The organism is Yinghuangia soli, from assembly GCF_021502675.1.
Lineage (GTDB): Bacteria > Actinomycetota > Actinomycetes > Streptomycetales > Streptomycetaceae > Yinghuangia > Yinghuangia soli.
Genome location: NZ_JAKFHA010000024.1, coordinates 22,241 through 44,998 on the forward strand (window position 1 = coordinate 22,241; position 22,758 = coordinate 44,998).

General features: G+C 72.3%; 21 protein-coding genes. 15 read left to right on the forward strand and 6 right to left on the reverse strand.

What is annotated here, in order from left to right:
- Positions 1-196: 196 nt before the first annotated feature.
- Positions 197-1,174 (reverse strand): alpha/beta hydrolase, encoded by a 978-nt coding sequence (locus LZ495_RS30200; RefSeq protein ID WP_235056116.1) that lies wholly within the window; start codon positions 1,172-1,174, stop codon positions 197-199.
- A gap of 414 nt (positions 1,175-1,588) precedes the next feature.
- On the opposite strand from LZ495_RS30200, the gene LZ495_RS30205 reads away from it, so the two are divergent.
- The 3 genes from LZ495_RS30205 to LZ495_RS30215 all read left to right on the forward strand — a co-directional run bounded on the left by LZ495_RS30205 (position 1,589) and on the right by LZ495_RS30215 (position 4,355).
- A complete protein-coding gene (locus tag LZ495_RS30205) occupies positions 1,589-2,866 on the forward strand; it encodes a metal-dependent hydrolase family protein (RefSeq protein ID WP_235056117.1) in 1,278 nt (425 codons plus the stop codon).
- Positions 2,867-3,036: 170 nt separating this feature from the next.
- Complete coding sequence (locus LZ495_RS30210; RefSeq protein WP_235056118.1) at positions 3,037-3,636, forward strand: sulfite oxidase-like oxidoreductase; 600 nt, start codon at positions 3,037-3,039, stop codon at positions 3,634-3,636.
- The gene (locus LZ495_RS30215; RefSeq protein ID WP_268823539.1) at positions 3,633-4,355 is read left to right on the forward strand and encodes an FAD-binding oxidoreductase; all 723 of its coding nucleotides are present in this window, start codon (positions 3,633-3,635) and stop codon (positions 4,353-4,355) included. The genes LZ495_RS30210 and LZ495_RS30215 overlap by 4 nt, the downstream gene beginning before the upstream one ends.
- Positions 4,356-4,417: 62 nt before the next feature.
- Here LZ495_RS30215 and LZ495_RS30220 read toward each other — a convergent pair whose 3' ends face one another.
- Positions 4,418-4,693 (reverse strand): DUF6510 family protein, encoded by a 276-nt coding sequence (locus tag LZ495_RS30220; protein WP_235056120.1) that lies wholly within the window; start codon positions 4,691-4,693, stop codon positions 4,418-4,420.
- 180 nt (positions 4,694-4,873) lie between these two features.
- Between LZ495_RS30220 and LZ495_RS30225 the strand changes: the two genes are divergently transcribed.
- Complete coding sequence (locus LZ495_RS30225) at positions 4,874-5,464, forward strand: sulfite oxidase-like oxidoreductase (RefSeq protein ID WP_235056121.1); 591 nt, start codon at positions 4,874-4,876, stop codon at positions 5,462-5,464.
- Positions 5,465-5,969: 505 nt separating this feature from the next.
- Here LZ495_RS30225 and LZ495_RS30230 read toward each other — a convergent pair.
- On the reverse strand, positions 5,970-8,174 hold the full coding sequence (locus tag LZ495_RS30230; RefSeq protein ID WP_235056122.1) for a vWA domain-containing protein: 2,205 nt from the start codon (positions 8,172-8,174) through the stop codon (positions 5,970-5,972).
- Positions 8,175-8,394: 220 nt separating this feature from the next.
- Positions 8,395-8,535, reverse strand: coding sequence for a hypothetical protein (locus LZ495_RS30235; RefSeq protein ID WP_235056123.1), 141 nt, complete (start codon positions 8,533-8,535; stop codon positions 8,395-8,397).
- A 297-nt stretch (positions 8,536-8,832) separates the two neighbouring features.
- On the opposite strand from LZ495_RS30235, the gene LZ495_RS30240 reads away from it, so the two are divergent.
- The 6 genes from LZ495_RS30240 to LZ495_RS30265 all read left to right on the forward strand — a co-directional run bounded on the left by LZ495_RS30240 (position 8,833) and on the right by LZ495_RS30265 (position 14,429).
- On the forward strand, positions 8,833-9,798 hold the full coding sequence (locus LZ495_RS30240) for an alpha/beta hydrolase (protein WP_235056124.1): 966 nt from the start codon (positions 8,833-8,835) through the stop codon (positions 9,796-9,798).
- Positions 9,799-9,801: 3 nt separating this feature from the next.
- Entirely contained in the window at positions 9,802-10,260 is a 459-nt protein-coding gene (locus LZ495_RS30245; protein ID WP_235056125.1) for an SsgA family sporulation/cell division regulator, read from the forward strand.
- A 5-nt stretch (positions 10,261-10,265) separates the two neighbouring features.
- Entirely contained in the window at positions 10,266-12,149 is a 1,884-nt protein-coding gene (locus LZ495_RS30250; RefSeq protein ID WP_235056210.1) for an amidohydrolase, read from the forward strand.
- Positions 12,150-12,292: 143 nt separating this feature from the next.
- The gene (locus tag LZ495_RS30255; RefSeq protein WP_235056211.1) at positions 12,293-12,955 is read left to right on the forward strand and encodes a hydrolase; all 663 of its coding nucleotides are present in this window, start codon (positions 12,293-12,295) and stop codon (positions 12,953-12,955) included.
- Positions 12,956-13,156: 201 nt separating this feature from the next.
- Positions 13,157-13,681: a DoxX family protein gene (locus LZ495_RS30260; RefSeq protein ID WP_235056126.1), complete on the forward strand. Its 525-nt coding sequence runs from the start codon at positions 13,157-13,159 to the stop codon at positions 13,679-13,681.
- Positions 13,682-13,742: 61 nt separating this feature from the next.
- Positions 13,743-14,429: a YoaK family protein gene (locus LZ495_RS30265; protein WP_235056127.1), complete on the forward strand. Its 687-nt coding sequence runs from the start codon at positions 13,743-13,745 to the stop codon at positions 14,427-14,429.
- Positions 14,430-14,438: 9 nt separating this feature from the next.
- Here the strand turns inward: LZ495_RS30265 and LZ495_RS30270 are convergent, their stop codons facing one another.
- A complete protein-coding gene (locus LZ495_RS30270) occupies positions 14,439-15,404 on the reverse strand; it encodes an AraC-like ligand-binding domain-containing protein (protein ID WP_235056128.1) in 966 nt (321 codons plus the stop codon).
- Positions 15,405-15,654: 250 nt separating this feature from the next.
- On the opposite strand from LZ495_RS30270, the gene LZ495_RS30275 reads away from it, so the two are divergent.
- From LZ495_RS30275 to LZ495_RS30285, 3 genes are all read left to right on the forward strand, one after another.
- Complete coding sequence (locus LZ495_RS30275; RefSeq protein WP_235056129.1) at positions 15,655-16,251, forward strand: Dps family protein; 597 nt, start codon at positions 15,655-15,657, stop codon at positions 16,249-16,251.
- 99 nt (positions 16,252-16,350) lie between these two features.
- A complete protein-coding gene (locus tag LZ495_RS30280; RefSeq protein ID WP_235056130.1) occupies positions 16,351-17,199 on the forward strand; it encodes an alpha/beta fold hydrolase in 849 nt (282 codons plus the stop codon).
- Between the two features lie 31 nt (positions 17,200-17,230).
- Positions 17,231-18,073, forward strand: a complete 843-nt coding sequence (locus tag LZ495_RS30285; protein ID WP_235056131.1) for an alpha/beta hydrolase — start codon at positions 17,231-17,233, stop codon at positions 18,071-18,073.
- 33 nt (positions 18,074-18,106) lie between these two features.
- On the opposite strand, the gene LZ495_RS44275 is transcribed toward LZ495_RS30285, so the two are convergent.
- Complete coding sequence (locus tag LZ495_RS44275) at positions 18,107-20,839, reverse strand: helix-turn-helix transcriptional regulator (RefSeq protein ID WP_308268666.1); 2,733 nt, start codon at positions 20,837-20,839, stop codon at positions 18,107-18,109.
- 418 nt (positions 20,840-21,257) lie between these two features.
- Here LZ495_RS44275 and LZ495_RS30305 point away from each other — a divergent pair, with 418 nt between their 5' ends.
- Complete coding sequence (locus LZ495_RS30305; RefSeq protein WP_235056132.1) at positions 21,258-22,235, forward strand: helix-turn-helix domain-containing protein; 978 nt, start codon at positions 21,258-21,260, stop codon at positions 22,233-22,235.
- A 126-nt stretch (positions 22,236-22,361) separates the two neighbouring features.
- Complete coding sequence (locus tag LZ495_RS30310; RefSeq protein WP_372498668.1) at positions 22,362-22,487, forward strand: hypothetical protein; 126 nt, start codon at positions 22,362-22,364, stop codon at positions 22,485-22,487.
- Positions 22,488-22,758 lie beyond the last annotated feature (271 nt).

The window sequence follows — 22,758 nt, forward strand, 5'->3', positions numbered from 1 at the left end:
CGAGGACGCCTCGGCGAAGGCGCGGGCCGGAGCGGGTCGCCACAGGTCGTCCCCGATGCGAGACCACTCCGGCCTCCTCCCCACGTGCCGCGGAACCCGCACGCAGCGGGCGAGCGCTGTCACCGTCTGCCCCGCAGCACCAACTACGGGGCCCGCACATGTCTCGCCCACTGCCCGGCGGGGGAACCGTAGGGGGTCAGCTGTCGTGGAGTGCCTTCTTCAGTGCGTCGATCGCCAGGCCCCGGGCAACGTTGGCGGCGCGGGTGTCGCGCAGGCTGTCCAGGAGCAGGAAGTCGTGGACCATGCCCGCCACGCGGACGGAGGTGACGTCCACGCCGGCTTCGCGGAGCTTGTTGGCGTACATCTCGCCCTCGTCGCGCAAAACGTCGGCCTCATCGGTGATCACCAGCGTGGTCGGCAGGCCCTGGAGTTGGTCGAGGGACGCCTGGAGCGGCGAGGCGTAATGCTGCTTCCGCTCGGCGGGGTCGGCGGTGTAGGCGTCCCAGAACCACTTCATGCCGTCGCGGGTGAGGTAGTAGCCCTCGGCGAACTGCAGGTACGACGGGGTGTCGAAGTCGGCGTTCGTCACTGGGTACAGCAGGACCTGCGCCTTGAGCTCGAGGCCGTCCTGGCGTTCCTTGTTCATGAGCGCGAACACCGCAGACATGCATCCGCCGACGGATTCGCCGGTGACCGCGACGCGGGAGGTGTCCAGGTCGTGGTCGGCGCCGTTCTTGCGCAGCCACTGGCCGACGGCGTAGTTCTGCTCAACCTGGGTGGGGTATTTCGCTTCCGGGGCCCGGTCGTACACCGGGAACACGCCGGCGGCGCCGGCGCCGACCACCAGTTCGCGGAAGAGCCGGTCGTGGGTCTTGTCGTCGCCGAAGACCCAGCCCGCACCGTGGATGTAGACCACGACCGGCAGCGGGCCGGTCGCGCCCTTCGGCCGGATGATCCGGGTGCGGACCTTGCCCCACTCGCCCGCGTCGACGTCCACCCACTCCTCGTCGACCTCGGGGCGCGCCACGCCCTCGCCGCTCTGCAGACCTGCGAGGATGTCGCGGCCCTGCTCCGGGGGGACCTCGTAGATCCGCGGGTGCGGGTCGGTCGCGTCGGCCAGCGCCTTCGCGGCGGGCTCCAGATACGGCGTGACGGGCGGCGGAAGCTGCGTCATGTGCACTCCAGTTATGTGAACGTGCCCAGGTCCAGGGCACACGGCCCCCGGTGCTCTCCCCTCACTTCATCGTCCTCGGCCGGTGCCGCCCCGCAACCGGCAGCGGCCCCTGCCGGAAACGGCGGCCGACGGAGCGGCAGCCCGCAAGGCCTGCTCCCCTGGGGCCGTCGGGCCGTCCGCATGCCCGGCGTTGCCCGCGGCCCGGTTCGGCCGAACGGGTAAGGCGGAGCCGTTCCTGGAAGCCCGACCAGCCCCGCAGCCCCGCGCCTCGCCCGCCTCGACGGCCCGAGCGCAGGCGCGCCTTCCCGTTCGGGCGGTGCAGGCCGGTTGAAGAGTCGACGGCCGGGGCACCGGAGCCGTCCAGGCACCCCGTGCGACGGCGCACGGGCCACCCTCGACGAGGACGGCGACTCGATGGCCGAGAACGGCGACACCCGCAGTGCGACCTTGTTGACCGGCGCCGTGCTGTGGGACGGACTGACCTCCGCGCCGGCGGGTGTACGGGATGTCCTCGTCCGCGACGGCCGCCTCGAGCGCATCGCGGTGCGCATCGCTCCGCCGGAGCCGGAACGCGTGCGGGTGGTCGACCTGTCGGGGCGCACGCTGTGCCCCGGGTTCATCGACTGCCACACCCACGTCGCCATCGACGCGCGTTCACCGGCCCGGGCGTTCACCGACTCGACCGCGGCGAAGACACTGGCCGCGGTCCCGGTGCTGGCCACGCTGCTGCGCAACGGCTTCACGACCGTCCGGGACCTTGGCTGCGCGGACGTCAGCCACCACACGATCGCGTTGCGCGACGCCGTGGCGTCCGGCGCCGTGGCCGGGCCCCGGATGCTCGTCGCGCCGCACATCATCTCCGCGCGGGGCGGCCACGGCGACGGCAGCGGCCTGCTCTCCGACGAAATGCAGGGGTGCCGCCGCCTCGCCGAACTCGCCTGCGCGGACGGTCCGGACGAGATCCGCCGGAGGGTGCGCGAGGAGATCCGCGCGGGGGCGGACTGGATCAAGTTCGCGGCCACCGGAGGGTTCTCCACGCCGTCGGACGCGCCCGACCAGGTCACCTATTCGGCCGAGGAGATGGCCGTGCTCGTCGCGACGGCCCGCGACCTCGGCGTCCCGGTGGCCCCGCACTGCTACGGCGACGAAGGCGTCAAGCGGGCGGTGCGCGCCGGGGTGCGCAGTATCGAGCACGGCAACCTCGCTTCGCCCGAGGCGCTGCGGATGGTCGAGGACGCCGGGGTCTTTCTGGTCCCGACCCAGTACACGGTCACCACTCACGCCCGTATCGCGTTCGACGACGACGCCTGGCGCGGCGCACCGGCGTTCAAGCAGCGCAAGTACCAGCGCTACCGGCGGGCGATCCTGGACTCCGCGGAGCATGTCGCGGCCAGCGGCGTGCGCATCGCGTTCGGCAGCGACTGCGGGATGTTCCCGCACGAGGACAACTGGCGGGAGTTCACCGCGATGGTCGCCAACGGCATCACCCCCGAACGGGCGCTGAAGGCCGCGACCAGCACGGCGGCGGACCTGCTGGGACTGCCCGACACCGGGGTGATCGCCGAGGGGAACAGGGCCGACCTGGTGGCCATGCCCGGTGACCCCTTCACCGACATCGAGGCCACCGGACGCGTCGACTTCGTGATGAAAGCCGGGACGATCCACCGCCTCCCCGAGCAGCCGGCCGCATGACCGGGTGCCGCAGGATCCGGTGCAGCTCACCCGGTTCCGCTGATCGGGTGCCGCAGAATGGGTGACGAAGAGGGCGGCGGCACGGGACACGGGCGGCGAATGCCGCGGCGCCGACGCGAAGGCTGCGACGGTTGCCGAAGCGGCGCGTTCGCCGCGGAACGGAGCACAGCGTGAGCGGGTTCTCGCCGGGATTCAAGCGGTTCCACCGCAGCGACGACCCCCGGCTGCCACCAGGCCAGTTCGTCGCGGACGGGTTTCCCGTACTCTCCGCCGGCCCCACTCCGCGGATCGAGCGGGACACGTGGACGTTCACCGTCACCGATGCATCCGGCGGCGAGCGCCGGTGGACGTGGGCCGAGTACCAGGCACTGGCCCAGGAAAGCCCGACCGTGGACATCCACTGCGTGACGCGCTGGTCGAAGTTCGGCACCTCGTGGCGGGGCGTGCCGGTCGACGCGTTCCTCGCGCACGTGCCCAACGGTGCCGGGTACGCCATGGTGGAGTCCTACGGCGGCTACACCACCAACGTGCCGCTCGACGACCTCGCGAACGGGCGGGCGTGGATCGTCCACGAGTACGACGGGGCGCCGCTTGCGCCTGAGCACGGTGGCCCGGCGCGGATGCTGATCCCGCATCTGTACTTCTGGAAGTCCGCGAAGTGGGTGCGCGGCATTCGCTTGATGGAACGCGACGAGCAGGGCTTCTGGGAGTCGCTCGGCTACCACGACCGCGGCGATCCGTGGCGCGAGCAGCGCACGTGGGGGGACTGACGGTGCCCGGGGCGTGGCTGCGGGCCCGGCTGACCACGCGGACCGCGGAGACCGCGACGGCGCGGACGCTGGTGTTCTCGGTGCCCGACTGGCCCGGGCATCTTGCAGGCCAGCATGTCGACGTGCGGCTGACCGCGGACGACGGCTACCAGGCGGTGCGCAGCTACTCCCTGTCGGCGCCGGCCGGCGAGGGGGTGGCGATCTCGGTACAGCCGGTTCCCGACGGGGAGGTCTCGCCGTACCTGGCGCAGGAGTTGCCGGTGGGTGCGGATGTGCAGCTCCGCGGTCCGCTGGGCGGGTGGTTCGTCTGGCGTCCCGAGTCCCCCGACCCGGTGCTGCTGGTCGCGGGCGGATCGGGGGTCGCGCCGCTCATGGCGATGCTGCGGGCCCGCGAACGGTCCGGAGCCGCAACGCCGTTCCGGCTGGTCTACTCGCTGCGCGAACCCGGTCAGCGGTGGTTCCGCGACGACCTGGACCGGTACGCGGGCCGCGACGGCGGCGCCGATGTGCACTACGTGTACACGCGCGTCTCCCCGGACGGTGTCGTACGCCCGGCGGGACGGCTGGCCGCCGCCGACCTGTCCGCCCCGGGCTGGCTCCCGCAGGACCGGCCGCTGTGCTTCGTCTGCGGCCCCACCGGATTCGTCGAACACGCCGCGAACCTGCTGGTCGGGCTCGGGCACGACGCGGGCCGGATCCGCACCGAGCGGTTCGGCTGACCAGCCCCGCGCCCGTGGACCGTGCCGCTCCCGGCCGCCCCGGGACGCCGGCCCGCGGGCGCTCAGGGCCCGTCCGGGACGGTGAACCGCAGTGCGCCCCCGCCGCCGAAGTCCACCCACACCGTGTCGCCCTGCCTGGCGACGCGCAGCGCGACGCGGTCGCAGCCCGCGCAACGCGCCACCGCGCCGGGGCCGGCGTCGTACACGCAGAGCGCGGCCACCGGAGCCTCGCAGCCGCAGTCAGGGCAGCGGAGCCAGGCCGCGGTCACGTCGGCGGCGAAAACTCCCGACAAAGGGCCGGCGAGGACATTCCCGTCGCGGAACGTGGGAAGGGGCATGGGTCTCCTTTGGCCTGGCCGGGCGCGTTCGGGTCGCGGACGTGCCGCCGGATTGTCGGACCGGGGCCGTCCGGCGGCGTATACCCGGCGGCGGCGGTCCGGATGCGCGGCCGCCGCCGCCGTGTTTGCCTGAACGCATCGCACGACGCGGCACCACGTCGCAGAGCAATGGGAGCGACCATGTCCGTCTCACCGGGATTCCGCGGCAAGCGGGGGTTCGACCTGACCCGGCTGCCGCCCGGCCAGTACCCGACCGAGGACTTCCCGGTCCTCAGCGCCGGCCCCACGCCGCAGGTCGCCGAACAGGACTGGCGGTTCACCGTCACGAACGAGGCCGGGCTGGAGAAGACCTGGTCCTGGGCGGACTTCATGCGGTTGCCTCAGGAGGACGTGACGACCGACATCCACTGCGTGACCCGCTGGTCGAAGTTCGACACGACCTGGCGCGGCGTCGCTTTGGACACCCTGCTCGCCGACACCGCCGCCGACTTCGCCGTCGCGCACTGCCACGGCGGATACACCACCAACCTCCCCCTCGAAGACCTGCTCGACGGCAAGGCCTGGCTGGTCCACGAGTTCGATGGGTTCCCGCTGTCCCCCGAGCACGGCGGGCCGGTTCGACTGCTGGTCCCCCACCTCTACTTCTGGAAGTCCGCCAAGTGGATCCGCGGCATCACCCTCGCCGACACCGACGAACCCGGTTTCTGGGAAGCAGGCGGCTACCACAATTACGGCGACCCCTGGCGGGAGCAACGCACCTGGAACGACTGAACCGACGCGGCGGGACCCGCGAGCTCCCGCCGCCGGCGCGGCACCGCAGCCCCTCCCCGGCACGTGCGAGTCCGGGCTCCCCGCATCGCCGTCCGCACGGAAGCCGCATCGCCGGCGGATGCGTGCCGGCACCGCCCGCCCCGGAGCTCCGACGTCGACCGGCGCCCGGTCGGCCCCTGAACCGGTGTCCCAGGCACTGCATCCCCCCCGGACGCGCCCCCGCTGCGCGAGCATGCTCCCAGGCTCTCCCGAAAGCCTCGTCGAATCCGGCGCAACCGAACCCCGAGTGGTTCCGTTCCTCGGGGTCGCCCCTGCGGCTGCACACGACGGGCCCGACAGTTCGTCTGAGCCGACGCGACTACGGGTGCCGAGCCCGCACATGCACGGCGGAATCTCGCCGGCGGCGACGGCACGGGCGGCTGGGCGCCCCCTGCCGGACCGCGCAGCGGTGGTACGCCGCCTACCGGGGCGGCGGGTGGCCGCCGCGCCCCGGGGCAGGAACTGCTCAGGTGCGCCGCCGGTTCCGGGTCGCTGCGAGGGCCAGCGCGCCGGCGGCCAGCAGGGCGCACCCCACGACGATGCCGGTGAACAGGTGGGCCGCACCCGTGCGCGGGAGGGCGCCGCCGCTGCGGGCCTGCTCTGCCGGGATGGCGGGCGCGGGAGGTGAGGGGATGTGTGTGGACGGCCCCGGCGTGGGTGTCGGAGTGGGCGTGCCGGGAGTGGGGGTGGGTGACGGGGTCGTAGTGCAGGTGACGGTATTGCGGACGGTGAAGGTGTTGTGCGCCAGGGGCAGTTGCGCGGTGTACGGCAGGGGTGCCGCGACTTGCGTTCCGTTCGCGGTGACGACGCGGCTGTCCACGAGCGTGCACGAGTCCGGCAGTGTGGCGGTCTCGGCCAGGGTTGTTGCGGAGCCGGCCGTGTAGCCGGTGCGGACGGTGTCCCAATCCTGCGCGGAGGCACCGGCGTCAGCCGCCGGGCCGGTGAGGGTCAGCGCTGCGTCGTACCCGGGAGGCCGGGCGGAGTGCGTGTAGGTGACGCCGTCGATCGACCACTGCTTGGACACGGCGACGTCGGCGGGTAGCGGCGGCCGGTTGTGGACGACGCAGCTGACCGCTGCCAGGCGGGGAACGTCGACGGTGAAGCCGGGTGCGTCCGCGGTCCCGGTGTTGGTCACCGGCAGCGGGGCGCCGGTGTCGAGGTTGGTGCAGACGGCGTTCTTGCCGCCCCTGGTCACCAGGGTGTGCCCCGGCTGCTGGGCTTCGGTGACGGTGATGTCGGCCTCGGGTACGGCCGGCGGGAAGGTCGGTTGAAAGACCACGCCGCCGACCGCGCGGGTGTTGGGTGTGCGCTGGGTGTCGGGCAGCCCGCCGATGCCGGCCGTGGTGCTCGTCGCGGTGAACTCCCAGCCGCCGCCGGCCGAGGTCGATCCGGTGACGTCCTCGCCGGTGTTGCCCGCCGGGACGATCTGCTTGATGACCGACAGGGTTCCGTCGCAGTGGGTCAGCGCGATGTCGTGCAGCGCCTGTCCGGCGGTGTCGAAGTCGGCGGTCTGGAAGTAGTCGGCGGTGGTGGGGTTGGTTCCGTCGAAAGCCGTCGGCCCGCTGATGGCGCGCAGGTTCAGGCCCGAGACTCCTTCGACGCCCTTGCCCACACCCAGGGCGACGACCCTGGTGTTCTCCGCCTTGACGGCGTTGGCGGCGAAGATGCCGCCTTCGACGTCGGCGAAGTGCGTGTGCGAGCCGTCGCCTTCGCGCGGGTTGTTCCAGTAGGTGGGGTTGCCGTCGGTGAGCACGACCACCGCGTCGTAATGCGGGGCTGCCTTTGCCACGGCGTACAGTCCCTGGTCCCAGTTCGTCCCTGACCCGAGCGACCACCCGGCGTACAGCTGCTTGAATGCCGTCGCCCCCTCGGTAGTGGACACCGACATCAGGTCGGGGTGGTTGGCGTCCGCGCCCGCGCTGGGCGAGGAGCGGTCGAACGAGAACAGCGCGAGCCGCGAGGGCGTGCCGGTGAGGGCGTCGGCGAACCCGTCGGCGGCTTTCTTCAGCGAGGGCAGCGCACTGCCGACCGAGGCCGAGAGGTCCAGGACCAGGGCGATGTCCAGCCCGCATGCCTGGGGCAGCGGCGGATTCGTCCGCGACTGCTGCCAGATCCCGCCGGATGCGACGTAGGGCGAGGCCGCGTAGTCGGTGCTCCGCATGAAGTCACCCGTGGACCTGTAGGTCTGACCGCCCACGAGCGCAGGCGTGGGGAACCGGTACGGCGACTGCACCGAGCCCGAGCCGCTCCCGGCCCCGGTCCGCAGCGAGGTGCTGGTGAACCACCCGGCCGGCACACCGTCGGCAGGCTGGCCGACATGCAGGACGCGGGCCGCATTCGCGCCGCCGCGCCCGGTGTCGGGGATCGTGAACGAGCAGTCCCCGTCGGCGTCCGACGTGCATGCGGCCCAGGATTCGGGCAGCGGCGCGGCGGCGTCCGCGTCCGCGTAGAGCGCCAGCCGCACACCGGCCAGCGGACCGACCACCGCGTCGCCGGCGCGGTCCCCACCTGTCCGGACCGTCACCACCGACGTCGCCGGGTCCGCCGGAGGCACTGCGGCCGGCGCCGCCGCCGTGAGCAGGCCGCCGACGAGGGCTGCCGCAGCAGCCTGCACCGTACGCCGGGCGGTCCTGCGCCGCCGTACCGTCAGGGCTTCGCTTGTCGGGTGCACGCTGCTCCTCGGCGCCAGGGATCGGCCTGCCAGCACATCAAGACCGCGTGCGGGAGACCGGCATTGAGCCACTTGTGGGCGCGTACCCGGCAACGAAGCGAGTCGACCGCAGCTTGACGCCGGCAGCCTGCAGAAGGAGGAGCCCGCGGCGGTTTCGCACGTCCGATCGGGATCCGATCAGGGCAGGGCGGGCCGTGACGGACATGGTTCGTCCACCTGATCAGGGACCGGACGCGAAGTTCACCGCAGCCTTCGACGCCACGTTCGCCCTATCGACATCGTGACGCTCCTCACCGCCACAGGCGCTGCGGATGAACGCGTTGCCGCTCGGCACCCACACCGTCACGGTGGGGTCGTCCATGGCCCCACTATCCCCCCTGCCAGGGTCTGACATTCAAGCCTTCAGGTGACCGAGTTGCACGAGTAGGTCTGTGCTGTCGAAGGCGACGCCCGACCGCCTGGGACGCAGCGCTGCACCGGCTTGGAGGCGCTGCCTCCGGCCTGGCGTTCGCAGTTGCGAGTTGGTGCACGCGCAGTCAAAGCGGTCCGGGGAAGCGCTCGTAGCTTCGTTCTCGGGCGGCCGGTCCCGGCCGCCGCAGAGGTAGTGGGGGCAGCCGCGTACAGCTCAGGCGGGGTGCGCCCAAGCGAGGAGGCAGACATGAGTGATCCGCTCACCGGTCCGGTGCTGGAGCCGGCGGCTGCGGCGTTCGCCGAGGCTACGGCTCGCCCGCCGTTCCTGTACCAGGTGCCCGTCGAGGACGGCCGCAAGGCCGTCGACGAGGTGCAGTCCGGCACGGTCGCGAAGCCGGACATCGACGAGGAGTGGGTCGCCGTCGAGGGCGGTCCCACCGGCAATGTGCGCGTCCGGATCGTGCGGCCGCGCGGTGCGGTGGGTGTGCTGCCGGTGGTGGTGTACATCCACGGGGCGGGTTGGGTGTTCGGGAACGCGCATACGCACGACCGGCTGGTGCGCGAACTCGCGGTCGGGACCGGCGCGGCGGTGGTGTTCCCCGAGTACGACCGCTCGCCCGAGGTGCGGTACCCGGTCGCGCTGGAGCAGAGCTATGCCGTTGCCCAGTGGGTGGTCCGCGATGGCGCGTCCAAGGACCTGGACGGGACGCGGATGGCTGTGGTCGGCGACTCGGTCGGCGGCAACATGGGGGCGGCGCTGACGCTGCTGGCCAAGGAGCGCGGGGACGTGCAACTGCGCCACCAGGTGTTGTTCTACCCGGTGACGGATGCGGCGTTCGACACGGCCTCCTATGACCAGTTCGCCGAGGGCTACTTCCTACGCCGGGACGCGATGCACTGGTTCTGGGACCAGTACACGACCGACGAGGCCGAGCGCGCGCAGATCACCGCGTCGCCGCTGCGGGCGAGCGCCGAACAGCTGGCGGGGCTGCCGTCGGCAACGGTGATCACCGCCGAGGCGGACGTGCTGCGCGACGAGGGCGAGGCGTACGCGGCGAAGCTGCGCGAGGCCGGAGTCCCGGTCGCGGCCGTCCGCGTCCTCGGGGTCATCCACGACTTCGTCATGCTCGACGCGCTGCGGGAGACGGCCGGTGCGGAACTGGCGGTCTCCGTCGCGGTCCGCGCGCTGCGCGACGCCCTGGCCTCGGACTGACGCATGAGCGCCGTGCACACGATCGACCACCGCATCCACGCCGGGATCATCACCGACCTGCCCGGTGTCCTGCCCGTCCGCGTGAGTCTGCGCTACGCCACCCCGGACCCGTACGCCGTCGCGCTGGTGTTCACCGACCACGCGACGCCCCAAGCCCCGGAAACCTCTTGGGTGTTCTCTCGCGAGCTTCTCGCGCGGGGCGTCGACGCCCCGGAGGGCGCCGGCCAGGGCTGCGTGTCCGTGGTCCCGCTCTGCTCGCGGCACACGGCCGTGGAACTGCGCACCGCGGACGGCACCGCGGTGGTCCGGTTCCCGACCGGGGACGTGCGCCGCTTTCTCGCCGACTCCTACCGCCTGGTGCCTGCGGGAGCCGAGCGGGCGGACGAACACCTGGACATCTTCCTTGCCGCCCTGACCACGCTGGGCGCGCCGCCGTCCACTGGGCGAGGTGAACTCCCGTGACCTCCATGCCCGTCACTGGTCTCAGCCCCGGCGCAGGCGCCGCCGAGCCCGCGGACCTGCTGGTCCGCAACGCCAAGGTCTTCACCGGGGACCCGAGGCGCCCCGAGGCCGACGCGGTCGCCATCCGCGGCGGACGCGTCCAGGCGCTGGGCGGAGACCGCGAGCTGCACCGGCACGTCGGGCCCGCCACGCGCGTCGTGGACGCGCTGGGACGCCGCGTCGTCCCGGGTCTCAACGACGCGCACCTGCACGTCATCCGCGGCGGTCTGAACTACGTCCTGGAACTGCGCTGGGACGGCGTGCCCACGCTGCGCCAGGCGCTGGCGATGCTCAAGGAGCAGGCCGGCCGCACGCCGCGCGGCCAGTGGGTGCGTGTTGTCGGTGGTTGGACCGCCGACCAGTTCGCCGAGCGCCGGATGCCGACGGTCGCCGAGCTGAACGCGGCCGCCCCGGACACCCCGGTGTTCGTGCTGCACCTGTACCAGTCCGCGATCCTCAACCGCGCCGCCGTCGCCGCGGCCGGATTCACCCGCGAGACACCCGACCCGCCGGGCGGGCAGATCGTCCGCGGGCGCGACGGCCGCCCCAACGGCGTCCTGCTCGCCGCGCCCAGCGCCCTGGTGCTCTACTCCACCCTGGCCAAGGCACCGCGCCTGGACGAGGACGACCAGCGGCTGTCCACCCGGCACTTCCTGCGTGAGCTCAACAGGTTCGGCCTCACCTCCGCGGTCGACGCAGCGGGCGGGTTCCAGAGTTTCCCCGACAACTACCGCACCGTCATCGACCTGGCCGAGGCCGGGGAACTGACCGTGCGCATCGCCTACCACCTCTTCCCTCAGGAAGCCGGACAGGAGATCGCCGACCTGAACCGGTGGATCGAGACCGTGCGCCCCGGCGACGGCGACGCGTGGCTGCGCCTGAACGGTGCGGGCGAGAACCTGGTGTGGGCCGCGGCCGATTTCGAGAACTTCGCCGAACCCCGGCCCGAGCTGAACGCCGGGTACGAAGCGCAGTTCGAGAAGGCCGTGCGGCTGCTCGCGGAGAACGGCTGGGGCTTCCGGCTGCACGCCACCTACGACGAGACCATCCGCCGCGACCTGGGGGTGTTCGAGAAGCTCGCCGCGGACGGCCTGTTCCCCGGGACGGGGCGGTGGCTGTTCGACCATGCCGAGACCGTCTCGCCCGGCAGCCTGGACCGCATCGCCGCGCTCGGCGGCGGCATCAGCGTGCAGAGCCGGATGTCCTTCCAGGGCAAGGCGTTCGTGTCCCGGTACGGCGCCGAGGCAGCGGCCCAGGCGCCGCCGGTGCGGCGGATGCTCGATGCCGGCATCGCGGTCTCCGGCGGCACGGACGCCACCCGCGTGTCCTCGTACAACCCGTGGGTCGCCCTGCACTGGCTGGTCACCGGGAAGACCGTCGGCGACCTGTGCCTGTACCTCCCGGACAACCGGCTCACGCGCGAGGACGCCCTGGAGCTGTACACCCGCGGCGGCGCCCGGCTGACCGGCGAGGAGCACGTCAAGGGCGTCCTGCGGGAGGGCTGCTATGCCGACCTCGCCGTACTGTCGGACGACTACTTCGCCGTACACGAGGACGACATCGCGCACATCGAGTCGGTCCTGACCGTCGTCGACGGCCGGATCGTCTACGCCGCCGCCGAATACGAGGGCTGCGACGAGGAGTTGCCGCCCATCAGTCCCGCGTGGAGCCCGGTGGCGTACTTCGGCGGCTACCAGGCCACCCCCAAGCCGAGCCTGTCCGGCGCCCGGCAGGCCGACCTGCTCGCCCAGGCCGTCGCCGAGTCCGAGCAGCACCGCCAATGGCGCGTCCAGCGCGGCTTCACCCCGGAGGCCCGAACCCCGGCGTTCGACGCCTGCTTCGTGCTCTGAACCGGCCCGTTTCGGCATCCGTCACGCGCCTGCGGCCGGCGCGCCTCCGAACCGTCCGCGTGCCCGTGCTCGGGGCGCCGATGCTCCGAGCCCGCGGGCACTGCTGTGCCCACCCTTACGCATCCATGAAGGAGACAACCCTGATGGTCAACCTCGCCGACGTCACCGCGGCCCCGAGCCCGGACCTGCTCACGCCGGACAACGCCATGATGCTGTTCGTCGACCACCAGCCGCAGATGTTCTTCGGCTCCGGCAGCGGCGACCGCACCTCGATCATCAACGGCACCGTCGGCTTGGCCAAGGCCGCCAGGCTCTTCGACGTGCCCACCGTCATCACCACCGTCGCCGCCGAGTCCTTCTCCGGCCCCGTGCTGCCGCAACTGCTCGAGGTCTTCCCCGACGCCAGGCCGATCGACCGCACCACCATGAACGCCTGGGAGGACCCCGCCCTGGTCGACGCGGTCAAGGCCACCGGCCGCAGCAAGATCGTCATCGCGGGGCTGTGGACCGAGGTCTGCCTCGTCCTGCCGGTACTGTCCGCGCTCGACCAGGGCTACGAGGTGTACGTCGTCGGCGACGCGTCCGGCGGCGTGACGCCTGCCGCCCACGAGCACGCGATGCAGCGCATGCTCGCCGCCGGCGCCGTGCCGGTGACCTGGGTCCAGGTCCTGCTGGAGCTGCAGCGGGACTGGGCGCGCGCGACGACCTACGACGGGGTGATGGAGATCGTCAAGGCCAACGCCGGGGCCTACGGGCTGGGCGTGGTGTACGCCAAGCACTTCATCGGCGCCCACGCGGCCGGCTGACCCGCGGGCGCGGACCCACCCCCGCCGCGCCCGCCCGCGGCGTCGGCGGCCGGGCGACCTGCCCGCCCCCCCCCCCCCCCGCCCGGCGGGGCGGGCGGCCGGCCCCCCGCCCGGGCCCCCGACGCCGTCTTCTCGCCGCGCCCGATCGGCAACGCTCAGCGCGGCGGCCCGGAGTTGCTTCCCAGACAGGAGAGATCTGCCATGGATGCTGGACTGCTGGTCCTGCGTCTCGCCATCGGCCTGCTCATCGCCGGCCACGGGATCCAGAAGGTCACCCCCTGGATCGGGGGGAAGGGCCTGTCCGGCGGCGTGCGGGAGTTCCGCGACGACGGGTTCCGCGGCGGAACAGCCACCGCGGTCATCGCCGGTGGCAGCCAGATCGGCGCCGGCCTGCTGCTCGCCGCAGGAGCGCTGACCCCGCTGGCCGCGGCCGGGGCGATCGGCGTCATGACCGTGGCCGTCACCGTCAAATGGCGGCACGGGCTGTGGGTGCAGTTCGACGGGTACGAGTACCCGCTCGTCCTCGTCGTCAGCTGCGCCGCTCTGGCCATGACCGGGCCCGGGCAGTACGCCGTCGACAGCGCCGCGGACCTTGGCTGGCCGGATTGGAGCGCCGGCGCGGCAATCGCCCTCGGGGTGGGCGGCGGGTTGCTCGCCCGCGTCGTCCTCGCCGACCGGCGCAGACCCTCGGCCGCGGACTGGGAGGCCGAGTCCCGTGCCATGTGATCCTCGACAAGGAACCTGGCCGCGCGCCCTGGTCGCGGGGTTGCGGGGCACGGTGTGGCCGATGGCGGGCACTGCGCACCGCCGGTTCGTGCCGGCGCTGCTGCTGCTCACGGTGGTGACGGGGTTCGTCGACGCGGTCAGCTATCTCGCACTCGGGCATGTCTTCGTGGCCAACATGACCGGCAACGTGGTCTTCCTCGGGTTCGCGTGGGCCGGGGCACCGGGGCTGTCCGCGCAGGCGTCGCTGGTCTCGCTCGGCGCGTTCCTGGTCGGCGCCCTCCTTGGCGGACGGGTGCATGCCCGGTCGGCCGTCCCGGTGCGCAGGGGCCGCCTGTTCGCGACCGCAGTGACCGTCCAGGCGGTCCTGATGGCGGCCTCGACCGCGCTCGCCTTGCCGGACGCCCCTCCCGGGACGGCCGCGCGATACGCGTTGATCGCCGTGCTGGGAGTGTGCATGGGCCTGCAGAACGCCGTGGTCCGGCGCCTGGCTGTCCCGGACCTGACCACCACCGTGCTCACCCTCACGCTGGCCGGGATCGCGGCCGACCCGGCGGAGAAACGCAACCCGGCACGGCGCCTGGCCTCGGCGGTGTGCATGTTCGGCGGGGCGCTCGCCGGCGCGGTCCTGGTGCTGCGCGTCCATTTGGCGTGGGCGCTCGGCATCTCCGCCGTGCTGCTCGCCGGCCTGGCCGCGGTCTCGCTCCACGTGCTGCGCGCCGAGGGCAGGCGGCTTGGAGGCTCCCACTAAGCGGCGCGCTCACGGCGACGCCGTCGCCGCCGTGGGCGTGCGCGTGTGCCGCCACTGGGTGGGGGACAGGCCGTAGGCGGAGCGGAACGCCCTGCTGAAGTGGGCCGTGCTCACGAATCCCCAGCGCTGCGCGACGGATGCGACCGTCGGGCCCGACGGACCGCGCATGGCCAGCTCCCGCGCGCACTCCTCGAGGCGGCGGCGCTGGACCAGACGGCGCACGGTGATGCCTTCTCCTTCGAAGACCTTGTGCAGGTGGCGCACCGAGATGCGGTGCGCCCGCGCGATCAGCTCTGGGGAAAGGTCGCGGTCGGCCAAGCGCGAATTGACGAAATCCCTTATACGCAAAGCCAGTTGGGCTCGCGCTGCGTCAGGTTCCGGCGGCGGGCTGTGGCCCTGGTCCGCGACGAGGGCGGCGAGCAGGCCGTGGATGCTGTCGGCGAGGCGTTCGCCGACCTCGGGGGTGAACGAGGACGCGGACCGGGCGAGGGATGCCAGGAACGGCCCGAAGACGCACGCCACGGTGCTGTCCGGCTCCACCGCGACGGCGACCATCCGCGCGATCGTCGCCTCCGGTAGCCCGGTGGCACGCCGCGGAAGATGGAACGCGTACAAGCGCAGCGCCTCGTCGTGTGCCAGCCGGAAAGGCCGGCTGGTGTCGACCAGGACCATGCCGCCCGGCCGCACGACCGCGCGCCTGCCTTCCTGCGCCAGCGACATGGTGCCCTCGGCGGCGATGACGACGGTGATGCATCCGTCCGGCGACGGCGCCGCCGCCGCGGTGACCTCCTGCGCGTCGGCTTCCAGTGCGAGGACCCGCACACCACCGAGGCGGTAGCTGCGGACGCTGCCCGCGAACGGCACCTCTGCCTGCGCGGTCACCGTCACCGGCGCCCACGTCCGACTCAAGGCCTGGTTCCAGAACGGCAGCCCGTGCGCGGGCGGTACGGACGCGGTGCTCAGCACAAGGCTCACGACTGGCTCCTGGGCGGAAGTGCGGTGGTCAACGACAGGCCGCCGTCGTAGCGGCCTCTCCGCTGATCCTGTGTCCGCCTCGCACGCGCGCCGTAGGTCAATCGACCGTGCATCGGCTCTCGGTGACTTACGTCATCCGCCGTCGCGGTGGGGCGCACTCCCAGGCATGCCTCCGTGCGCGGCCAGGCACGTGGGCGCAGGCGCCGTCCCTAGCGTCTTCAGGGAACCCCCACCCAGAACCGGAGGCACCATGCCCACGGACACCGGCACGGCGACCGGCACGCTCGCGGCCGGTGCGGCACAGCCACTGCTGCACCAACACGGCCACGAGATCCACAGGTTCGGCACCGTCAAGCAACTGCCGATCGGGCTGTCCCACGACACCCGGCTCTACGCGTGCCGGCGGCTGAACCGCATCCTCGCCGACACCCAGATGCTCCACGGCCTGTACAAGAAGCACCACTGGCTCATGCGCGGCGCCACGTTCCACCAACTGCACCTGCTGCTCGACGCGCACGCCGGCGAGCAGCTCGCCCTCGTCGACGACCTTGCCGAACGCGTCCAGAGCCTGGGCGGCGTCGCGGTGGGCGACCCGCGGCACGCCGCCGAGATCACCCGTATCCCGCGCCCGCCGGACGGCGCCGAAGAGGTCCCCGCGATGCTCTCGCGCTTGCTGGAGGCGCACGAAGTGATCCTCATGGAAGCGCGCGACGCGGCTGTGCGGCTGACGGAGTTCGGCGACGACGGCAGCAACGACCTGATCGTCTCGTCGGTGATCCGTACCGGCGAGAAGCAGGTGTGGTTCCTCGTCGAACACCTGGTCGACACCCCGCTCGTCCGCCTCTGACCCCCTGTCGGCGGGCCGCCGCCGATCCAGCCACGACAGGTCACGCATCCTTCGGCCGACGCCGTCTCGGCCACCTGACCCCTGGGGAGAGCAACCACCATGTCCGACCGTGAAACCCCCTCGCGCCGCCGCATCATCGGGCTTTCAACCGCTACTGTGGCCGGCGCGACCCTCCTGGGCACGACCGGCACCGCGGCCGCGGACTCCGCCGCGAGCGCCGACCACGGCGCCCGCAGGAAGCCGACGGTCGTCCTCGTGCACGGCGCGTTCGCGGACGCCTCCAGCTGGAACCCGATCATTCCCAAGCTCCAACGCGCCGGCTACCCGGTCCGCGCGGTGGCCAACCCGCTGCGCGGCCTGGCGCACGACGCCGCCCACCTCGCCTCCGTGCTCGCTGCGGTGACCGGACCGGTGGTCCTGGCCGGGCACTCCTACGGCGGCGCGGTCGTGAGCGAGGCCGGCGCCACCAGCCCGTCGGTCGAGGCCCTGGTGTACATCGCCGCGTTCGTCCCCGACGCCGGGGAGGTTCTCGGCGAACTCGCGGGCCGGTACCCCGGGTCGGAGCTGCAACCCGCGCTCGACGCGATCCCGGCGCCCGGCCCGGACGGAACACCGGGGCTGGACCTCTACATCAAGGCCGACCGCTACCACCGCGTCTTCGCCGACGACGTGCCGGCCTCGACCGTACGGGTGCTCGCCGCGTCCCAGCGACCCCTGTCGGCGACCGCGTTCAGCGACCACGCGACCACGGCGGCGTGGCGCAGCGTACCGTCCTGGGTGCTGGTGTCCACGCAGGACCGCGGCATCGCGCCGGAACTTCAGCGCTTCCAGGCACGCCGCGTCGGCGGCGCCACGGTCGAAGTACGCAGCTCCCACCTGCCCATGTACTCCCGTCCCGACGCGGTGGTCTCCCTGATCACCGCCGCCGCACGCTCCGTCCGCGCCTGACCGCCGTCCATTTCGAGAAGGAGACCGCATCATGTCGACCGCATCCGACCTTGCCGCGATCGAGCGGGCCAACGCCTCCGGACGGCCCCCGGTGGTGTTCGTCCACGGCCTGTGGCTGCTGCCCTCCAGTTGGGACCGCTGGGCCGCCGTATTCGAAGCGGCCGGCTACACCGCCCTGACGCCCGGCTGGCCCGACGACCCGGACACCGTCGCGGAAGCCAACGCCCACCCCGAGGTGTTCGCCCGCAAGAGCGTCGGACAGGTCGCCGACCACTTCTGCACCGTCATCGGGAAACTCGACGCCAAGCCGGTGGTCGTCGGCCACTCCTTCGGCGGCCTGATCACCCAGATGATCGCCGGCCGCGGCCTGGCCGCGGCGTCGGTGGCCATCGACCCGGCGCCGTTCCGTGGCGTGCTGCCGTTGCCGATCTCCGCGCTCCGCGCGGCACGCCCGGTGCTGGGGAACCCGGCCAACTATCACCGGGCCGTGCCGCTGACGTACGAGCAGTTCCGGTACTCGTTCGCCAACGCGGTCGAGGAGGACGAAGCCCGCGCCCTGTACGAGGAGTTCGCGGTGCCCGCCCCCGGGGAGCCGCTGTTCCAGGCGGCCGCCGCCAACATCAACCCCTGGACCGAGGTCAAGGTCGACACCCGCGCCCCGGACCGCGGCCCGCTGCTGATCATCTCAGGCGAACGCGACAACACCGTCCCATGGTCGATTGCCCACGGCTCCTACAAGAAGCAGGCCCGCAACGAGACCGCGGTCACCGAGATCGTGGAGATGCCGGGCCGCGGCCACGCCCTGACCATCGACCACGGATGGCGAGAAGTCGCCGACACCGCATTGACGTTCGTCCAGCGATTCACCAGCTGATCAACGCCACGGAGAACGCCCTGCGCCCTGGGACTACCTCCGAGGACGCAGGGCGTCCGCGAGCGCCGCCCGGGAGGTCACCCCGAGCTTGGGGAAGATCTTGTACAGGTGTGCGCCCACGGTCCGCGGGGACATCCGCAGCTGCGCGCCGATCTCCTTGTTGGTCAGCCCCTTCGCCGCGAACTCGGCGACCCGCAGCTCCTGCGCGGTCAGCAGTGCCAAGTCCACGACTCTTCCCGAGTGTTCGGTGAGGACATGTCCGGCCGCGCGCAGCTCCTCCTCTGCCCGGCGCACCCAAGGCTGGGCCTTCAGCCGCACGAACTCGGCGTATGCGGCAAGCAGCATCTCCCGGGCGGCACGCCGGCTGTGCCGACGGCGCAGCCACGCGCCGTGGACCAGACGCAGCCGCGCCAGCTCGAACGGCCACTTGTGACTGCCCGGCACCGCGTACGCGGCCTCGCATGCCTCTCCGACCGTGTCCTCCTGCGCCGTGAAGGCGTGCCCGGCGGCGACGACGAAGGCGTGGAACGGCGCGACGGACGGCACACCGGCGCTCCGCGCCGCGGCGACGTGGCGGCGCGCCTCCGCGGCGCGGCCGGTGTGTACCGCGGCCTCGACCAGGGTCAGGAAGACGCGTTGGAACTGCGGGGCCGACGGCGGGAATTCGCCCGGCGGGGTGATCGCGCACGCCAGCCGGTACGCTTCCTCGTGGTCCCCGAGGCTGAGCGAGCACAGAGCCCGTGCGCCGCGCAGCTGGTGTTGTACGAACACCGGCGCCGCGCCGTCGCGCCACGGTCCCAGCAGGGCCTCGATCTCGTCCAACGCGGCGCTGTCCCCGCGCGCGCCGTGCACACTGCCGACGTTGACGATGAACGCCAGCCGTTGCAGCAGATTGCCGTGCGCCGCCGATTCCGCCGCGCTGGCACGGGCCAGTTCCAGGCTGTGGTCCCAGCGTCCGCGCAGGAATCCGTCGTGGACGATGCACAGGTTCATGAAGGACAACGTGACGTACGCGGAGCGCTCCGCGATGCGCTGCCAGACCTCCTCGTGGTCACCGAACACCTCCAGCGCGATGGAGCTCCACAGCAGCATCCACGAGGCACCGATTTCCTCGTCCGGTCCCAGGGTGGCGAGCAGTCCGGCGAGCCGGTCGGCTCCGCGGTGCGCGGTGCGGGCCGGATCCCGCCACACGTCCGCGCACAACCGCATCGGCGCCGAGGTCTTGGCGAGTTCGGCGTCGGCGGCCTCCCACAGCTCGAGTGCGCCCGAGTACGATGCCGAGAACGCCGCCTCGAACACCACCGCCTCGCGCATCGGTGCCTTCCACGGCTCGTCGGGCAGGGTGCCCAACGCCCGCAAGGCCCGCGGGTAGAGCCGGTTGGTGGTGCCGAAGTCGGCCTCCATGTGCTGGCGGACGTAGCACAGCGACGACGCGTACAGGATCTCGTGCACGGGACTCAGGCCCTCAGGCGCCACCTTCCCGATCAGGTCCGCGGCCAGATCGGCCCGCCCACCGCGCATCGCCGCGGCCGCGGCATCGGTCAGCCGGCGGTTCCGCTCCATCGGCTCGCTGCCCAACTCTGCCGCCCGCGCCAACATCAGCGCCGCCTCCGCGTCACCGCCACGGCGCATACTCCGCTGCGCGGCCTCGTCCAGCAGCGCCGCGACCGCATCGTCAGTGCCGAGCACCGCCGCAGCCAGGTGGGTGACCCGGTGCGCATCGCCGTCCGGCAGGACATCAGCCCAGGCCGCGTGAGCGCGGCGCAGCTCCGCGGACGGCGTGCTGTTGACCAGCGCCGCACGGATGAGAGGGTGCCGGAACACCGGCAGACTCGCGTCCCGGACCCGTGCGATGAGCCCGCCCTCCACCGCCTCGTCCAGATCCTCCGGTCCCACCGGGGCTCTGAGCGCCTCCGCCGTCGCACGCAGCAACGCGGGAAGTCCCACGGACGCCCCGGTCAGCGCCGCCATCAACAGCAACTGCCGCCCGGCAGGCGACAGCCGACGGAGCTGACTGCCGAACGCCCGCGCCAACCGCTCGTCCAGCGAGACCGACGACAAGTCGAACGACCCTCCCAGGCCCTCCCCGTCCGACAGCTCGACCAGCGCCAAAGGGTAGCCCGCCGACTCCGCAACCACACGTCCGCGGCCCACCGCCGACAACCCCGGCCTCCGCAACTCCAGCAGCTCCCGCGCATCCGCTTCCCCCAACGGCGCCAGATCCACCACCCGCGCCCCGTCGGTGGCCACCCGAACCCCGTCGGTGCGCGCCGCGCCGATCACCGCCACCGGTAACCCGGCGGTGCGCCGCTGCACGAACGCGAACACGCCCCCGCTGGAAGCGTCCACCCAGTGCAGGTCGTCCAAGACCAGCAGCAGCGGCTGCGTCCCGGCGGCCAGCTCCAACAGCCGCAGCACTGCGGCCGACAGCAAGAAGGCACTGGGCGGATCGCCGTCCACGACACCCAGGGCATGCTCCAGCGCGGCCCGCTGCGCCGCCGAAAGCCCGTCCGTCAGCCGCATCAGCGGCCATACCAACTGATGCAGACCGGCGAACGCGTGCTGCGCCTCGGTCTCCACACCCGTCACCCGCAGAGCCCGAAAGCCCATCTGCTCACCGCGCGCCACCGCCCAGTCCAACAACGCGGTCTTCCCGATCCCCGCGCCACCGCGCACCACGGCGGCCGAAGGCGCCGCCGGGGCAGCCGCAAGGACTTCCTCCAGGACGTCCTGTTCACGGCGGCGGCCCACCAACCGCAGATCCACGCCCCTGGACACCCGTATCCCCCGTCTCCGTACGCCCTGTGCCACAGGCCCTCAACGCCCGGCCGACCCCGCAGGGTCGCGATCATCGAGCCGTCGCCCTCGCAGGTCAACGGCCCGGCCGCCCCGGCGCTCCACGCCGCGGCCCCACGCTAGACGCGCAAACACGACCGACTCCACCTCCCGTGCACGAAACTTGCCCCTGTGTGCACAGAACGCTCGTGGCACCGGGAGGAACGCCGTTGCAGATGTACGAATCCGCCTGCACCCCGGACCGACCGCGGCCCCGTACCCGGCCCGGAGTCCGAACGACTTGTACACGCGCTGTCGGCGCTTCTAGCGTTACCGGCAGCCGCCCACACCTGAGCAATGCGTCGAGCGGCACAGCGACGCGGTGGAACTTCGGCACGGGGAGGCGCGGATGACCGTCACCATCGACACCACACACGTCCCCCCGGACGACCGCGCCGAGGCCGTGCGCAACGTCATCTGGGACAAGGTCGTCCGCGTCGACATCGACCATCACCCGGAGAACGCCAAAATCTCCGCCGTCGGCAGCATCAGCCACGTCGGGCGGCTCGCGATCTGCTCGGTGCGCTCCAACGCCACGACGATCCGCCGCACCCCGATGCTGGTCCGTGACGACACCGAGCCGTACATCTTCCTGGGACTGCAGATCTCCGGCTCAAGCATGGTCGTCCAAGGCAACCGCGAAGCCGTGCTGAACCCCGGAGATTTCGCGCTCTACGACACCACCGCGCCGTACACCCTGCTCAACGACGGCGGCATCCACCAGCACTACTTCCGCATACCCCGCGCGGACCTCGCGCTCCCGCACCACGCCCTGGAACGCGTCACCGCGGTCCGTCTGAGCACCGACAGCCCCGTCGCCGCCCTCGCCGCGACCTACTTCGGCAGACTCGCCGACTGCCGGCACGAGCTGAGCGCCGACGACGCCGAAGAGATCAGCACCCCCAGCATCGAACTGCTCCGCGCTGTCGTCGCCACTCGACTGCGCGACCGCCGGCTCGCACACGAACCCCTCGAAGCCACCCTGCAGTACCGCATCATGGAGTACGTGCGCGCGCACCTGGCCGAACGCGACCTGACCGCTGCACGCATCGCCCGGGCCCACAACATCTCCGTCCGCTACCTCTATGCCACACTCGCCCGCTCGGGCATCTCCCTCGGCGACTGGGTGCGAACCCGCCGCCTGGAGGAATGCCGCAAAGACCTGGCCAGGCCCCGCGCCCAGTCGATGACCATCGAAGCCGTCGCGCACCGCTGGGGCTTCACAAACGCCGCACACTTCAGCCGCGTCTTCAAAGACGCCTACGGCGTCACCCCACGCGAATGGCGCGCCGTCAACGCACGGCGTGGACACCGCCCCCAGAGCTGACCCGCAGGCCGGCGGGACCCTGTGCGGCCGTCCGGGTGCCGATGACGCGTGCCCCGCTGCCACACCGCAGCTCCAAGGGACGCGCCGCGGCACGCTCGGCGGGGAGCACCATGAGGAGAGCGAGCGTTGCCGATCACGGTGGTCGAAGGTCGTCGCCTGGCCCTGACAAGCCTGGAAAAGGTCGTCTACGCGGCGGTCGGCACCTGCAAGGCGGAACTGCTGCAGTGCGGAGTTACCAGCGCTGCGGCATGAAGTCGCGGTGCTGCGCCGGGCGAACCCGAAGCCGCGGCTGTACTGGCCAGACCGCGCAATTCTGTCCGCCCTGGCCCGGATGCTGCCGAAGGCACTGCGCGCGCAACGGAACCGGGCACCCGTCGGGTGCAGCTGCTCGGCATCACCGCACACCCGACCGGCGCCTGCGCCGTCCACGCCGCTCATACGGACCGCGCCGCGGGGAACGCGTTCACGGAACGCTGGATCGCACCTGTCCGCCTCGGGTGCACTGACCGGCCCCTCCGCCGCC

Excerpts from the sequence above, each read along its gene's own strand:
- LZ495_RS30225 (WP_235056121.1), top strand. The coding sequence starts at position 4,874 with ATGTCCGTCTCACCGGGATTCCGCGGCAAGCGGGGGTTCGACCTGACC.
- LZ495_RS30200 (WP_235056116.1), bottom strand. The coding sequence starts at position 1,174 with ATGACGCAGCTTCCGCCGCCCGTCACGCCGTATCTGGAGCCCGCCGCG.
- LZ495_RS30260 (WP_235056126.1), top strand. The coding sequence starts at position 13,157 with ATGGATGCTGGACTGCTGGTCCTGCGTCTCGCCATCGGCCTGCTCATC.
- LZ495_RS30255 (WP_235056211.1), top strand. The coding sequence starts at position 12,293 with ATGGTCAACCTCGCCGACGTCACCGCGGCCCCGAGCCCGGACCTGCTC.
- LZ495_RS30250 (WP_235056210.1), top strand. The coding sequence starts at position 10,266 with ATGCCCGTCACTGGTCTCAGCCCCGGCGCAGGCGCCGCCGAGCCCGCG.
- LZ495_RS30205 (WP_235056117.1), top strand. The coding sequence starts at position 1,589 with ATGGCCGAGAACGGCGACACCCGCAGTGCGACCTTGTTGACCGGCGCC.
- LZ495_RS30280 (WP_235056130.1), top strand. The coding sequence starts at position 16,351 with ATGTCCGACCGTGAAACCCCCTCGCGCCGCCGCATCATCGGGCTTTCA.
- LZ495_RS30285 (WP_235056131.1), top strand. The coding sequence starts at position 17,231 with ATGTCGACCGCATCCGACCTTGCCGCGATCGAGCGGGCCAACGCCTCC.
- LZ495_RS30305 (WP_235056132.1), top strand. The coding sequence starts at position 21,258 with ATGACCGTCACCATCGACACCACACACGTCCCCCCGGACGACCGCGCC.
- LZ495_RS30240 (WP_235056124.1), top strand. The coding sequence starts at position 8,833 with ATGAGTGATCCGCTCACCGGTCCGGTGCTGGAGCCGGCGGCTGCGGCG.
- LZ495_RS30235 (WP_235056123.1), bottom strand. The coding sequence starts at position 8,535 with ATGGACGACCCCACCGTGACGGTGTGGGTGCCGAGCGGCAACGCGTTC.
- LZ495_RS30220 (WP_235056120.1), bottom strand. The coding sequence starts at position 4,693 with ATGCCCCTTCCCACGTTCCGCGACGGGAATGTCCTCGCCGGCCCTTTG.
- LZ495_RS30245 (WP_235056125.1), top strand. The coding sequence starts at position 9,802 with ATGAGCGCCGTGCACACGATCGACCACCGCATCCACGCCGGGATCATC.
- LZ495_RS30275 (WP_235056129.1), top strand. The coding sequence starts at position 15,655 with ATGCCCACGGACACCGGCACGGCGACCGGCACGCTCGCGGCCGGTGCG.
- LZ495_RS30265 (WP_235056127.1), top strand. The coding sequence starts at position 13,743 with ATGGCGGGCACTGCGCACCGCCGGTTCGTGCCGGCGCTGCTGCTGCTC.